Raw genomic sequence first — 13,486 nt, 5'->3', positions numbered from 1 at the left:
CTCCCATGGCATTGTCGAACTATTACGAGGCAACGGCACGGTTGCCCGCGACCACCGCGTCGCTCAAGGGCGATATCCGCTGCGATGTCGCTGTTCTCGGCGCCGGCATGACCGGCTGTTCCGCGGCACTGCATCTCGCCGAACGCGGCTATCGCGTCGCTGTGCTCGAAGCCGAGCGGATCGGCTTCGGTGCCTCGGGGCGCAACGGTGGTCAGGCGCTGCCCGGCTTCGCCGCGGATCAGGTGAAGGTGCGGCGGATCATGGGCGAAGCGGTCGCGAAGCGTCTCTGGGATCTCTCCATGGAGGCCGTCGATCTTCTGCACGCGCAGATCACCCGCTTCGCCATCCCGTGCGATCCCAAGCGCGGCTATCTGCATGTCGCGGTGAAGGACCGGCAGGTTCGCGAACTCGAAGCCTGGATCGACGAACTCGAAGCACTTGGCACGCCGGGCTTTGCGCTTCTGCGCGGCGCCGAACTTCAGTCACGCCTGCCAAGCCCGCGCTACAAAGCGGCGCTCTACGATCCAGTCGCCGGCCATATTCACCCGCTCAACTACACACTCGGCCTCGGCCATGCCGCAATAGCGGCGGGCGCACAAATCTTCACTGGAACCCGAGTCCAAAAAATCGAACCTGGCAACGGGGTGCGGCTGAAAACACCCGGCGGCACCGTCACCGCCGATTTCCTGCTCATCTGCGGCAACGCCTATCTCGGCGATCTGGTCCGGCCGATCGCGGGTTATGTAATGCCGGTCGGCACCTATATCGTCGCGACCGAGCCGCGCGACGATATTCCGTTGCTGATTCCCGGCAACGAGGCAGTCGCCGATCTCAACTTCGTGCTCGACTATTTCCGCCGCAGCGCTGATAATCGGATGTTATTCGGCGGCCGGGTGTCCTATTCGACCCTGCCGCCGCCCAATCTCGCGGCTTCGATGCTCGCGCGCGCCCGCCGGGCTTTCCCACAACTTGCCGATGCACGCGCCGATTACGCGTGGGGCGGCAATGTCGCGATCACCCATAACCGGCTGCCGCATTTCGGCCGGCTCGGCGGCAACATCCTGTTCGCGCAGGGCTTCTCAGGCCACGGTGTCGCCCTCACCGGCTTCACCGGCAAGCTGCTCGCCGAGGCAGTCGCCGGGCAGGCGGAACGGTTCGACGTGTTCACCCGGATACCGCACGCACGCTTCCCCGGCGGTTCGCTGCTGCGAATGCCGACCCTGGTTCTGGCGACAAGCTGGTTTCGCCTGCGCGACATGCTGTGAATGGGCTTGTCGCGGGCCACCATCCGCCTTGTCACGGTCGTGAGCCTCGGTGTCATGGTTCTGATTGCGGCCGCCTGGTGCCGTAGTGGCGAATATGATGAATATTACAGCATCTTTCTGATCGCCGGCCAGCCACGCCCAGACTGGCCCACCGGGCCATTCACCGTCGCCGTCGCCCAAAAATTCTACCACGGCCACGCCTCGTTCGGTCAGATCGCGCGCGATCTCCGGCACGGAGACGTGCATCCGCCGCTGTATTTCTGGTTGCTTGCGCTCTGGCGCGACACCTTCGGCACGGCGCTGTTCCGGTTGCGGTTGTTGTCGGTGCTATGCACCATGTGTTCGCTCTACCTTGTCGCGTGCATCGCACGGCGAATCGGTGCGGCCCCTGCCCTTGCCGTGACGATCACACTGCTCAGCTATGGTTTCGCCTATACCGGCATCATCGCGCGCGATTTCGCCCTCGCCGGCGCATTTTCCTTGGCCGGGGTTCTGCTTCTGATCGAAGCCGAGCGGATCTCGAAACCTGCTTGGGCATTCGCCGGCGGAATCGCTCTCGGCGCCGCCTGCTTCACCAATTATCTGGCGTGTTTCACCACGATCGCTTTTCTCGGCTGGATTGCCACCGTCGGATGGCGCCGCAAATCCGTCTGGCTTTCGTCATGGTTCGGCGCCGCGCTGTTCATTCCGGCCGGACTCTGGTTCTTTCTTGCCCAAAAGGGGACACGCAAGGGCCAGTTCATGCCGTTTCATCTGCCGCACGCCTTGGTTTTGCTCGCGCGTGATCAGGCGGGAGCCATTCTCGGTGCCCTGCCGCGCTACGTGCCCTCGCCTTGGTCGCATATCGTCGAAGCTGCTCTCGCGCTCCTTCTCGCTTATTTTGTGATTTTAATCGTCATTCGTGGCCTGCCCTGCATAACCGACCGTTATCGCACTCTCGTGATCGCCGGTATCATCGCTCCACCACTCGGCCTGTTCGCTTTGGGGATCGGGTTCGACACCACGCCGGTCGAAATGCGCTATCTCTGGCTCGGACTGCCCTATATCGGATTGGCGCTCGCCACCGCGCTCAAGGACCGGCGCAGAACGACGGCATTTCTCCTCGCCGTGCAGAGCGCCGCGATCATCGGCCTCGCGATCGCGCCGCAAACCATGCAGCCGGGCGCACGCACGGCTCACGCGGCAGCGAAACTCGGCACTCCGGCAACGCTTGTTTTGATTCCCTTCGGCAATGACGGCGTGGGCATTCCCGGCCCGTTCATCGCCGCCTTACCTCACACCACGCACATCATGGTCGTGCGCGCAATGAACCAGGCCGTTCTCGGTGACACCTCCAGCTATCGGCGCGTAGTGATCGCGCGGATCGAAGTGGACAATACCAGCCGCGCGCTGGTCCCGGCACTCGACACGCTGTTCAAAACCGCGCCATGCTGGCAATCTGGTTCCGCGCGGCGCGACATCGCCGTTTTCACCAATCTCTGCCGGAACCGTCATGGTTGAGTTTTTCCCTGGTTTCACCGAACACCACGCCGATATCGGCGGCGGACGCTTTTTTCGCCTGCGCCGCGCCGGATCGGGCCCCGCTCTGCTGATGCTGCACGGGATGCCGCAAACCCATGCCATGTGGCATCGGCTCGCGCCCGCATTCGCCGAAAATTTCACCGTCATCTGCCCGGACATCACCGGCTACGGCTTCAGCTACAAGCCACCGGCCACACAGGATCACGCGCCCTACGCCAAGCGCGCGATGGCGCGGGACATGGCCGATCTGATGGATCATCTCGGCATCGATCGCTTCGCGCTGGTCGGGCACGATCGCGGGGCGCGGGTTTCGCACCGGCTCGCCCTCGACCACCCGGAACGCGTCGAGCGCCTCGCTTTGCTCGACATCATCCCGACCATCGAACATTTCGAGCGCACCGACATGCGCTTCGCGATGGGCTATTATCACTGGTTTTTCCTGGCCCAGCCGGCGCCGTTCCCGGAGGAACTGATCAATCTCGACGCCGGGCGCTGGCTGCTCGCGCAGAGCGCGCGGCACAACACCGAAAACACCATTTTCGCCGAAGCGGCATTCGCGGATTATCTTGCCGCCGTCGCCGATCCCGCCACGGTCACCGCCATGTGCGAGGATTATCGTGCCGCCGCCGGCATCGATCTCGACCACGACCGCGTAAGCCGCGCCCAAGGACGTAAAATCGCCTGTCCCGCGCTGGTTCTCTGGGGTGATCGCGGCCTGGTCGGCACCTTGTACGATCCGCTCGCCATCTGGCGCTTCTATTGCACCAATACCCTCGACGGTCAGCCGATCAGCTCCGGCCACTATCTGGCCGAGGAAGCACCGGAGGCGACGCTCGCCGCACTCCGGCCGTTCTTGTCAGGCCGTTAGCGCGACCGGCTCAGTACGCGCACGCTTGACCAGCAGCTTGTTGAGCGCGTGGATATAGGCGCGAGCCGCAGCCACGATCGTATCGGTATCCGCACCCTGGCCATCGACCAGCTTGCCGCTCTCCTCCAGCCGCACGCCGCACCGCGCCTGAGCATCGGTGCCTTCGGTGACCGCGCCAACGGTGAACAGGCGCAACTCCGCCTCGTGTGGAAAAATTGCATGGATCGCGTTGAATGTCGCGTCTACCGGCCCGTCGCCATGTGCCTCGGCGCTCCGCGTCTCGCCATCGACCTCGAGTTCCAGGATCGCGCGCGGCTTGGACTTCGACCCAGCCCAGACTTCGAGCGAGACGAAGCGGATGCGCAGATGGTCGCGCACCACCGTCTCGTCGAACAAAGCGGCGATATCCTCGTCATAGACAAGCTTCTTGCGGTCGGCGAGATCCTTGAAGCGGCGGAACGCATCGTTCAGCGCGTTGTCGCCCACGTCGCCATAACCAAGCGCGCGCAATTTGTCGCGGAACGCCGCGCGGCCGGAATGCTTGCCCATCACCAGGCTGGTCTTCTGCCAGCCTACGCTTTCCGGCGTCATGATCTCGTAGGTCGCGGCATTCTTCAGCACCCCGTCCTGATGGATGCCGCTCTCATGGGCGAAGGCATTGCGCCCGACGATCGCCTTGTTCGGCTGAACGTCGAATCCGGTAATAGTCGAGAGCAATTTCGAAGTGCGCAGAATCCGCGTCGTCTCGATCCCGTTGCGATAGGGCGCGGCATCCGGCCGGGTGCGGATCGCCATCACCACTTCCTCCAGCGCCGCATTGCCCGCCCGTTCGCCGATGCCATTGATCGTGCACTCGATCTGCCGCACCCCGGCGCGCACCGCCGCCAGCGTATTGGCCACCGCGAGCCCGAGATCGTTATGGCAATGGGTGGAGAAAATCACTCCGTCCGCACCTGGCACCCGCTCGCGCAGCATGGTGAAAATGCGCTCGATATCCTCCGGCACCGCATAGCCGACCGTGTCGGGAATGTTGATCGTGGTCGCACCGGCCTTGATCGCGGCCTCGACGCAGCGGCACAGAAAATCGGCGTCGGTGCGGCTGCCATCCTCGGCCGACCATTCCACGTCGTCGGTGAAATCGCGCGCAAGCGCGACCGAGCGGGTCACCGCCTCCAGCACCGCTTCCGGCTCCATGCGGAGCTTGTATTTCATGTGCAGCGGGCTGGTGGAGATGAAGGTGTGGATGCGCTTGCGCTCCGCCGGCTTCACCGCTTCCGCCGCGCGCAGAATATCCTCGCGCCCCGACCGTGCGAGACCGGCGATCACCGGGCCTTTCACCGTTTCGGCGATATGGCGGACGCTTTCGAAATCGCCCTGGCTCGCGATCGGAAACCCGGCCTCGATCACATCGACGCCGAGTTCGGCCAGCGCCTCGGCCATGCGCAGCTTTTCGTCGAGATTCATCGAAAAGCCGGGCGATTGCTCGCCATCGCGCAGCGTGGTGTCGAAGATAATGACGCGATCCCGATCGATCGCGCCGAAATTGGGATGATTGATGGTCGTGCTGGTGGTCATGGAAAACTCGCTTCGCTGTCTAAACCGGAGGCCGCCTGATCCAATCCCCTGCGCGCGCCGGCATTCGGCCGGCAGTTACGCCCAGGGGCCGATAAGTCGAAGCGCGAGCGAATCATGGGCGTGCGGAAGCAAGCCCGCACCGGCGGCAAACAGATCGTTTAGAGCGATCGTGGCACACATGCGGTCTGATTAGCACCGGCCGGCAGCCCGGCGCAAGCCAAAGCCGCCGAGCCTATCGTTGCCCCGCCAGGGCGGCGAGCGCCGCTTCATCCTGCCCGATCCTCCGGCCCTCGACATGGCTGACCGGGCGCAAACCGAGCGCATTGCCGAGGCAGAGCGCGTCCGCCTCGAACAGCCAATCCGGCTCCAGGGTCGCCTCGCGCACGAGCCCGGCTTCGAGAAGCACCGCGCGGCGAATGCCGGGCAACGCCCCGTCGGCGACATATGGCGTGAGCCAGGCGCCGTTTCGGCACAGAAACACCGTGGCGGCGCTCGATTCCGCCACCATGCCCGCATGGTTGAGCAGGATCGCATCCACGGCACCGCGCTCTTCGGCCTCGATCCGGGCGAGAATGCCCGGGAGATAATTCAGCGATTTGACCCGGCAGAGCGGCGATGCCGCATCGCGGGCGATGCCGCGCGCGATCACCACCCGCATCGGACCGTGAGCGGACGGCAGGGACGCGGCCGTCACCATGACGGTCGGGCACTGTTCCCCGCTGGGCATGACGCCGCGCGGTCCCGGTCCGCGCGTAACCGTCAGGCGCAGCACGCCATCGACCAGCCGGTGCGCGGCGATGACCGCACCGAGCGCATCGCACAGGGTGCCTTCGGCAGGCACGTCGAGACGCAGCAGAGCCGCGCCCGCGCGCAGCCGGGCGATATGCCGATCGGCATGGCACGGCACGCCGGCGGCAACCCGGATCGTCTCGAACAGCCCGTCGCCGAGCAGCAGGCCGCGATCGGCCGGGTCGATCCGCGCCGCGTTCGCGGGCACGAGCACGCCGTTCAGCCAGACCGGCGCATCAGCCTCCATCGTGCGCCGCCAGCAAGGGTGCCACTTTCAGCCGCATTTCCGCATATTCCGCTCCGGGATCGCTGTCCCAGACAATGCCGCCGCCCGCCTGGGCGAACAGCGTCTCGCTGGTGGCAACGACGGTGCGGATGATGATCGCGCTGCCCATTGCGCCGTCGAAGCCGAGCCAGGCGAGCGTGCCGCAATAGGCGCCGCGCCGGGCGGTTTCGATTTCATCGATGATCTGCATCGCCCGATGTTTGGGCGCGCCGGTGATCGAGCCGCCAGGAAAGCTCGCGCGCAGCAGATCGATCGCGCCGAGGCCGGGGCGCAGCCTGCCCCGGACCACCGAAACGAGGTGATGCGCGCGGGAAAACCGTTCGAGCGCGCACAGGGCGGTCACGTGCACGCTGCCGATCTCGCAGACGCGGCCGAGATCGTTGCGCATCAAATCGGCGATCATCAGGTTTTCGGCCCGGTCCTTCGCCGAGGCGCAGAGCGCGCGGCCCAGCCGATCGTCTTCCTCCGGCGTCGTGCCACGCGGCGCCGTGCCCTTGATCGGGCGGGTTTCCACCCGACCGTCGGAATCGAGGCGCAGAAACGATTCCGGTGACGCGCCGATGATCGCCATGCCATCGCCACAGGCCAGATGGGCGGCGAAAGGTGCCGGGCTTTGCCGCCGCAGCGCGCCATAAAGCGCCGCCGTGGAGAACCCAGCCGGCCGTGGCGCGCGGAAACGATGGGTCAGATTGACCTGAAAAATGTCGCCCGCCGCGATATAGGCGCGCACCTGCTCGACCCGGTCGCGATAGGCCGATTCGCTCCATTCCGGCCGCCAATCGAGCCGGGGAACGGCGCCAAGGCGCACGGGACCGTCGAGCCGCCGGCGCAGCGCCTCAAGCCGAGCGGCGGCGGACGCCCCTGGGCGATCATACGCAATATACCACAGCCGTCTTGTGCGGTGCTCGAAACCGAGCACCGTGTCGTAGAGCCCGAACCAGCCACCGGGAAGGCCGGGAATCGGGTCGTGCCGGGTCGGCACGCCGGCAGCCGCGACACCGAGATCGTAGCCGAGAAACCCGATCGCACCACCCGCGAACGGCAAAGGCGGTTTGGCACCCGTGCCGCGCGATGCGCGGTGCCGGTCGAGCCAGGTGGCGAGAGCGGCGAAGGGGTCGCCAACCGTCCCGGCATCGAAGCGCAGGACCGCCAGCGGATCGGGGCAAAGATAGGAGATTTCGGCACGCGGATCGCCCGAAGCGGCACTGTCGAGAAAAGCCAGATGCGGATCGCCGGCGAGAGCCGCGAAACTGTCGAACGGATCGCGCCAGGGCAGTTCGGTGACCAGCATCGGTGTCGTTTCGCACAAGCCCGCATGGTGCGCCACATCATCGCGTTACATACAAAACTCGATCCGAAATCCCCCGTCCAGCCGAACAGACGGATCGAGGACACATTACAGTGTGGTGGCGAAAAAAAGCCATCTTTTGCGGCTATTCTCAAGATCCAAACCTGGGAAATCCGGGTTCGACCATCATCCGAATGCGATCGGAATTAGTGTCATGGCTATCAGATCTCTTATTTTCGCCTTGGCCCTTGTCGGACTTGTCTTCGGGCTTACGCACACGGCGCGGGCCGATGACGACGATTGGTACAATGAGGGCCCATCTCTATCCTTTGGGTTCGGTCCTCCGCCGGGTTATTACCCGCCCCCGCCGCCAATTTACTACGCTCCACCTCCCACCTACTACGCCCCGCCCCCGCCTCCCGTCTATTATGCACCGCCGCCAGGCTATTACGCGCCCCCGCAAGGCTACTGGGGCGGTGGATATCAAGGAGACGACGACGATGACGAAGGCGATGACAATTGATCCAGCCATTTCGACTCACATTCCAACAATCAAGCAACCCGATGCCTTTCCGCGAGAAACTTCCTCGCGAACTCCAGAAACTCGCCGGCCACGGCGCGATGATCGGCACGATACGCGATGCTGACATCGGCGGATGCCGCGGTGCCGGCTAGCGGCCGGTAGGCGATCTCCGCGCGCGACAAACGCCCAATGCTCTCCGGGAGCAGGGCGACGCCGAACCCTGCTGCGACAAGATTGACCAGCGCCTGGGCATCGCCGACCTCCTGGATGATGCGCGGTGCGAAACCCGCATCGATGCAGCACGTCCAGAGATGTCGCGCGAAACGCGAATCGGTGCGGCGCAGAAATACGAAGGATTCATCGCGCAGATCCGCGAGATCGACGCATCGCCGCGCGCCCAGGCGATGCCGTCGCGGCAGAGCGAGCCCGACCGTCTCGGGCCAGGCGCGCTCGATCGCCAGATCTGGATCGTCATTCGGCCAGCGCAGAAAACTGAGATCGGTGCGCCGGTTGATCAGCGCCGTCTCCTGCTCCTGCGGTGACATCTCGTGCAAACGCAGCGCGACCTTGGGATAGCACGCGCTATAGGCGGCGAGCAGCGCCCCCAGCCGTCCGCCGAGAACCGACCCGGTCAAGCCGATCTCCAGCGACCCCATGTGACCCCGCCCGATCGCGCGGACCTGCTCGGCCGCCAGTTCGGCCTGATCGAGAATCGCCCGCGCATGATCGAGAAAGGCCGCGCCCGCCGCCGTCAGGCCAACTCGCCGACTGGTGCGCTCGAACAAAGCGACACCCAGCTCCCGCTCGAGATCGCGGATCTGCTGGCTGAGCGGCGGCTGCGACACGCGTAGCCGCGCTGCGGCCGCGGTGAAACTCAAGGTCTCGGCCACCGCCACGAAATAGCGCAGATGCCGAAGCTCCATCGCTATTTATATGAAAAAACTATCAATCATACCGAACGATATATTGGACGTATGACCAAAATCAAGCAAAACTGCCACGATGCCACGGTATGTTCCCGAGCTGATCCGAAAAGCGGCGCGATTCCGGCCTGTTGGCGCACCTTGCGCCGGAGGCTACATGTGCCGCTCCGGCCACGAGCACGGGTAAACGCAAGAGGGAACAGGCACCATGACCATCGACGTCATCGACTCCGCTACGAACCAGGAAACCGGCGCCGCCGCGACCCATAAACTGCCGTCTTCCCCGCGCGATCTTTTGCGCTCCATGTTCGATGCCGCGGTGGCGGCCGCCCTGCCCGCGCGCGTCGTGGCGCCTCATCTCCCGGCACCGGCAAAGGGCCGCACCGTCGTCATCGGCGCCGGCAAGGCATCCGCCGCGATGGCGCGCGCCGTCGAAGACGCATGGCAAGGCGATCTCGAAGGCATCGTGGTCACGCGATACGGCCACGCCGTGCCGTGCCGGCGCATCGAAATCGTCGAAGCCGCCCACCCGGTGCCGGACGCGGCGGCCGAACGCGCGGCCGCGCGCATGCTGGACATGGTCCGGCCGCTCGGGCCGGACGATCTGGTGATCGCGCTGATCTCCGGCGGCGGATCGTCGCTGCTGTCCCTGCCTGCCCCCGGTCTCACCCTTGCCGACAAGCAGGCGATCAACCGCGCGCTACTCCGCTCCGGCGCCGCCATCGGCGAAATGAACTGCGTGCGCAAACATCTTTCCGCGATCAAGGGTGGCCGCCTCGCGGCGGCGGCATACCCGGCACGGGTTCTGACCCTGGTGATTTCCGACGTTCCGGGCAACGACCCGGCAACCGTCGCGAGCGGCCCCACCATCGCCGATCCCACCAGCTTTGCCGAAGCGCGGGCGATCCTCGCCAAATACCGCATCACCGAACCGGAATCCGTCCTGCGTCTCCTGGATCAGGGCGCCGACGAAACGCCCAAGCCGGGCGATCCGCGTCTCGCCCATGCAACCAGCGTGATGATCGCGACACCGCAGATGGCGCTCGAAGCGGCGGCGGAAATCGCGCGCCAGGCCGGCATCGCCCCACTGATCCTCGGCGAAGCAATCGAGGGCGAAGCGCGCGAGGTCGCCCGGGTCATGGCCGGCATCGCGCGCCAGGTGGTGCTGCATGGCCAGCCGGTGCCGTCGCCCTGCGTCCTGATTTCGGGCGGCGAAACCAGCGTGACCGTGCGCGGCAATGGCAGCGGCGGTCGCAATGTCGAATTCCTGCTGGCCCTCGCCGTCGAACTCGACGGGCTCGCCGACGTGTTCGCCCTCGCCGCCGATACCGACGGGATCGACGGCATGGAAGCGGTCGCCGGAGCGATCGTAACACCTGACACGCTGGCACGCGCCAGGACGCTCGGGATCGATCCGCGCGCGCGCCTCGATCAGAACGACTGCCACCCGATTTTCGCGGCGCTGCACGATCAGGTCGTCACCGGCCCGACCCTGACCAATGTGAACGACTTCCGCGCGATCCTGATCCTGCCTCGAAATAAAGGCCCCTGACATGCCGCAACCAGCAACCCGATCGCATGACGACAACGCAGCCGCCCTGGTCATGAGCCGGCTCGACGCGCTGGCGCGATTCAGCACTGACCCCGACGGCCTCACGCGCCTGTACTTGACGCCCGAGCATCGCGCGGCGGCGGACCAGGTCGCCGCATGGATGCGCGAAGCCGGGCTTGCGGCCCGGATCGACGGCGTGGGCAACGTGATCGGCCGCTACGAAGGTGCGCGGCCGGGGCTGCCGGCATTGTTGCTCGGCTCGCATATCGACACGGTGCGCAACGCCGGAAAATACGACGGCTGCTTCGGCGTCATCGCCGCGATCGCCGCGATCTCCCGGCTCGATGCCGCCGGCATCCGCCTGAATTTCGCGATCGAAATCATCGCGTTCGGCGACGAGGAAGGCGTGCGGTTCCCGGTAACGCTGTCCGGCTCGCGCGCTCTCGCCGGCACGCTCGATCCGGCCGTGCTCGACGCGACCGATGAAAACGGCGTTTCGCTCCGTGCGGCACTGGCGCAATTCGGTTCTCCCGGCTTCGAAGACCCGAAACGCCTCGCGTATCGTCCCGGTCAAGCGCTCGGCTATTGCGAACTGCATATCGAACAGGGCCCGGTGCTGGAAGCGGAGGATCTGCCGGTCGGCGTGGTGACGGCAATCGCCGGCGCCGCCCGCCATTCGGTCGAGGTCACGGGCGTCGCGGGGCATTCCGGGACGGTGCCGATGGCGCTGCGGCATGACGCACTCTGCGCCGCGTCGGAAATGATCCTCGCCGCCGAACGGATCGCCCGCGACACCGAGGAGCTTGTCGCCACCACCGGCATGATCGCCGCCCGGCCGGGCGCCGTCAACGTGATTGCCGCCGGCGCCAAATTCTCGCTCGATATCCGCAGCGCGAGCGACGCCATCCGCGCCCAGGCGACGCGTGATATCTTCGCCGAATTCGCGGCAATCGCCGCACGGCGCGGCACCACCGTCGATATCGGCAAGACCTACGAGGCCGCGGCCGCACCCTGCGCGCGGCATCTGACCGACGCGCTCGAAGCCTCGGTCGCGCGGCACGGCATCCGGCCTCGCCGCCTGCCCAGCGGCGCCGGGCATGACGGGCTCGCGATGATCGCCCTGTGCCCGATCGCCATGCTGTTCGTCCGCTGCAAGGGCGGCATCAGCCACAACCCGGCGGAATCGATCACCACGGCGGATGCAGGCGTCGCCGTCGATGTCCTGGTCGATTTCCTGCGCCATTTCGATCCCGAACCCGCCAAAGGATGACACCATTGAACGAGACCATCGCGGCAGATATCAGCCGGTTCCTCGCCGCCGAACGCCCGCGCCAGACCGCATTCCTCGCGGAGCTGGTCAAATGCCCGTCGGACAATCCGCCCGGCGACTGTGCCACCCATGCCGAGCGCACCGCGAGCTTGCTCGAAGCGCTCGGCTTTACCGTCGAGCGCCACAAGGTGCCCGACGGGCTCGCGCGCGAAAATGGCATGATCAGTGCGACCAACCTGGTAGTGCGCCATAAATTCGGCGATGGCGGAACGGTGATCGCGCTGAACGCGCATGGCGACGTGGTGCCGCCCGGCGAAGGCTGGACGCGCGACCCGTATGGCGCGGAGATCGTTGATGGCTGGATGGTCGGTCGCGGCGTCGCCGTCTCGAAATCCGATTTCGCGACTTATGCCTGGGCCCTCCTTGCCCTTCGCGCGCTCGACGCAAACCTGAACGGCACTGTCGAGCTGCATTTCACCTACGACGAAGAAGCCGGCGGCGCGATCGGCCCCGGTCTTCTGCTGTCCGAAGGCATTTCCCGCCCCGATCTCGCGATCGGCGCGGGGTTTTCCTACGCCGTGGTCGATGCGCATAATGGCTGCCTGCATCTCGAAGTGCAGGTGGACGGAAAATCCGCCCACGCGGCAATGCCATCGACCGGCATCGACGCACTGGAAGCGTCAACCGCGATTCTCTCATCGCTCTACGGCTTGCGGAAGAACTTCGCCGCCCAAACCTCCGCGATCGCCGGAATCGGCAGCCCGCAACTGACAATCGGCCTCATCAAGGGCGGCATCAACACCAATGTGGTGCCGGACCGCGTCACCTTCCGGCTCGACCGGCGGATGATCCCCGAGGAAAATCCCGCCGCCGTCGAAGCAGGGCTGCGCCGGGTGATCGCCGAAGCCGCGGCCTCGGTGCCGGGCGCGCGCGTGAGCATCAGGCGCATTCTGCTCGCCGAACCGTTAGTGCCGTCACCCGGCGCAAAGCGCCTGACCGACCTGCTTTGCGCCCATGCGACGCGAATCATGGGCGAGCCGGTCCCGGCCAAGGGCGTACCGCTCTACACCGACGCACGCCATTATGCCGCCGCCGGCGTGCCGATCGTTCTCTATGGCGCGGGACCGCACACCATCGAGGAAGCCAACGCCCATCGCGCCGACGAACGCCTGCCGCTTGCCGATCTCTACAAAGCCACCGAAGTCGTCGCCCTAACGCTCGCGAATCTTCTTGAATGAAACGTCGAACCTCGGATGGAGAATCGATGATCTGGTTGCCGCGATAATAGCCGGAAGGTCGTCACCGATGTTTAAACTGTTTTCGGTAAGTGCAATACTGAACTGGAGATTCAACGAGTGACCGGGTTCGGGCAGAGCTTTCGAACGGCTTCTCTTGTCATCCGTTAGAGTGCCGAGTTTGTCCTGATCTCAAGCGACGTCTCAAGAAATGCGAAATACAATCAAGGAGGAAGAAGATGCGACCATTTCAATGGCTGGCGGTGATTCCGTTTATTGGGCTTTTGATCGGGCCTGTGGTGCATAACCGGCTGCATCCGTTTATTTTGGGGATGCCGTTTCCGCTTGGCTGGATCGCGGTGTGGATCGTGCTGACGGCGGGGATCATGGC

At 65.3% G+C, this 13,486-nt stretch carries 11 protein-coding genes; 7 read left to right on the top strand and 4 right to left on the bottom strand.

The annotated features are described in order from the left end of the window. Nucleotides 1-5 precede the first annotated feature (5 nt). From AiwAL_RS08890 to AiwAL_RS08880, 3 genes are read left to right on the top strand one after another with little or no spacing between them, the layout of a single operon-like run. Entirely contained in the window at nt 6-1,265 is a 1,260-nt protein-coding gene (locus AiwAL_RS08890) for an FAD-binding oxidoreductase (protein ID WP_262312544.1), read from the top strand. 54 nt (nt 1,266-1,319) lie between these two features. Further along, nucleotides 1,320-2,765 (top strand): glycosyltransferase family 39 protein, encoded by a 1,446-nt coding sequence (locus AiwAL_RS08885; RefSeq protein WP_262312543.1) that lies wholly within the window; start codon nt 1,320-1,322, stop codon nt 2,763-2,765. Continuing rightward, on the top strand, nt 2,758-3,654 hold the full coding sequence (locus tag AiwAL_RS08880) for an alpha/beta fold hydrolase (RefSeq protein ID WP_235705718.1): 897 nt from the start codon (nt 2,758-2,760) through the stop codon (nt 3,652-3,654). Before AiwAL_RS08885 ends, AiwAL_RS08880 begins: the two co-directional genes overlap by 8 nt. Here the strand turns inward: AiwAL_RS08880 and AiwAL_RS08875 are convergent. The 4 genes from AiwAL_RS08875 to AiwAL_RS08860 all read right to left on the bottom strand — a co-directional run bounded on the left by AiwAL_RS08875 (nt 3,643) and on the right by AiwAL_RS08860 (nt 9,038). After that, nucleotides 3,643-5,229, bottom strand: coding sequence for a 2-isopropylmalate synthase (locus AiwAL_RS08875; RefSeq protein WP_235705719.1), 1,587 nt, complete (start codon nt 5,227-5,229; stop codon nt 3,643-3,645). The two genes, AiwAL_RS08880 and AiwAL_RS08875, sit on opposite strands and share 12 nt — an antisense overlap. Before the next feature lie 232 nt (nt 5,230-5,461). Next, nucleotides 5,462-6,265: an aminotransferase class IV gene (locus AiwAL_RS08870; protein ID WP_235705720.1), complete on the bottom strand. Its 804-nt coding sequence runs from the start codon at nt 6,263-6,265 to the stop codon at nt 5,462-5,464. After that, a complete protein-coding gene (gene pabB / locus AiwAL_RS08865; RefSeq protein WP_235705721.1) occupies nt 6,255-7,595 on the bottom strand; it encodes an aminodeoxychorismate synthase component I in 1,341 nt (446 codons plus the stop codon). The genes AiwAL_RS08870 and pabB overlap by 11 nt, the downstream gene beginning before the upstream one ends. A 549-nt stretch (nt 7,596-8,144) precedes the next feature. Then, the gene (locus tag AiwAL_RS08860; RefSeq protein ID WP_235705722.1) at nt 8,145-9,038 is read right to left on the bottom strand and encodes a LysR family transcriptional regulator; all 894 of its coding nucleotides are present in this window, start codon (nt 9,036-9,038) and stop codon (nt 8,145-8,147) included. Between the two features lie 304 nt (nt 9,039-9,342). Between AiwAL_RS08860 and AiwAL_RS08855 the strand changes: the two genes are divergently transcribed. From AiwAL_RS08855 to AiwAL_RS08840, 4 genes are all read left to right on the top strand, one after another. Beyond that, a complete protein-coding gene (locus AiwAL_RS08855) occupies nt 9,343-10,590 on the top strand; it encodes a glycerate kinase (RefSeq protein WP_262312565.1) in 1,248 nt (415 codons plus the stop codon). Between the two features lies 1 nt (nt 10,591). Next, nucleotides 10,592-11,860 (top strand): allantoate amidohydrolase, encoded by a 1,269-nt coding sequence (locus AiwAL_RS08850; protein WP_262312542.1) that lies wholly within the window; start codon nt 10,592-10,594, stop codon nt 11,858-11,860. Continuing rightward, nucleotides 11,857-13,098 (top strand): M20/M25/M40 family metallo-hydrolase, encoded by a 1,242-nt coding sequence (locus tag AiwAL_RS08845; protein ID WP_235705724.1) that lies wholly within the window; start codon nt 11,857-11,859, stop codon nt 13,096-13,098. The genes AiwAL_RS08850 and AiwAL_RS08845 overlap by 4 nt, the downstream gene beginning before the upstream one ends. A gap of 236 nt (nt 13,099-13,334) precedes the next feature. Continuing rightward, the coding region (locus tag AiwAL_RS08840; protein ID WP_262312564.1) for a DUF3311 domain-containing protein at nt 13,335-13,486 on the top strand (152 nt) is incomplete at its 3' end.

This window comes from Acidiphilium sp. AL (assembly GCF_025499445.1).
Lineage (GTDB): Bacteria > Pseudomonadota > Alphaproteobacteria > Acetobacterales > Acetobacteraceae > Acidiphilium > Acidiphilium iwatense.
The sequence above is the reverse complement of the archived record's forward strand: the minus strand, read 5'-3'. Positions and strand labels throughout refer to the sequence as shown.

Bases quoted from the DNA above. Each gene is read 5' to 3' on its own strand.
- AiwAL_RS08880 (WP_235705718.1), top strand. From the start codon at position 2,758: ATGGTTGAGTTTTTCCCTGGTTTCACCGAACACCACGCCGATATCGGC.
- AiwAL_RS08860 (WP_235705722.1), bottom strand. From the start codon at position 9,038: ATGGAGCTTCGGCATCTGCGCTATTTCGTGGCGGTGGCCGAGACCTTG.
- AiwAL_RS08885 (WP_262312543.1), top strand. From the start codon at position 1,320: ATGGTTCTGATTGCGGCCGCCTGGTGCCGTAGTGGCGAATATGATGAA.
- AiwAL_RS08875 (WP_235705719.1), bottom strand. From the start codon at position 5,229: ATGACCACCAGCACGACCATCAATCATCCCAATTTCGGCGCGATCGAT.
- AiwAL_RS08870 (WP_235705720.1), bottom strand. From the start codon at position 6,265: ATGGAGGCTGATGCGCCGGTCTGGCTGAACGGCGTGCTCGTGCCCGCG.
- AiwAL_RS08855 (WP_262312565.1), top strand. From the start codon at position 9,343: ATGTTCGATGCCGCGGTGGCGGCCGCCCTGCCCGCGCGCGTCGTGGCG.
- AiwAL_RS08850 (WP_262312542.1), top strand. From the start codon at position 10,592: ATGCCGCAACCAGCAACCCGATCGCATGACGACAACGCAGCCGCCCTG.
- AiwAL_RS08890 (WP_262312544.1), top strand. From the start codon at position 6: ATGGCATTGTCGAACTATTACGAGGCAACGGCACGGTTGCCCGCGACC.
- pabB (WP_235705721.1), bottom strand. From the start codon at position 7,595: ATGCTGGTCACCGAACTGCCCTGGCGCGATCCGTTCGACAGTTTCGCG.
- AiwAL_RS08845 (WP_235705724.1), top strand. From the start codon at position 11,857: ATGACACCATTGAACGAGACCATCGCGGCAGATATCAGCCGGTTCCTC.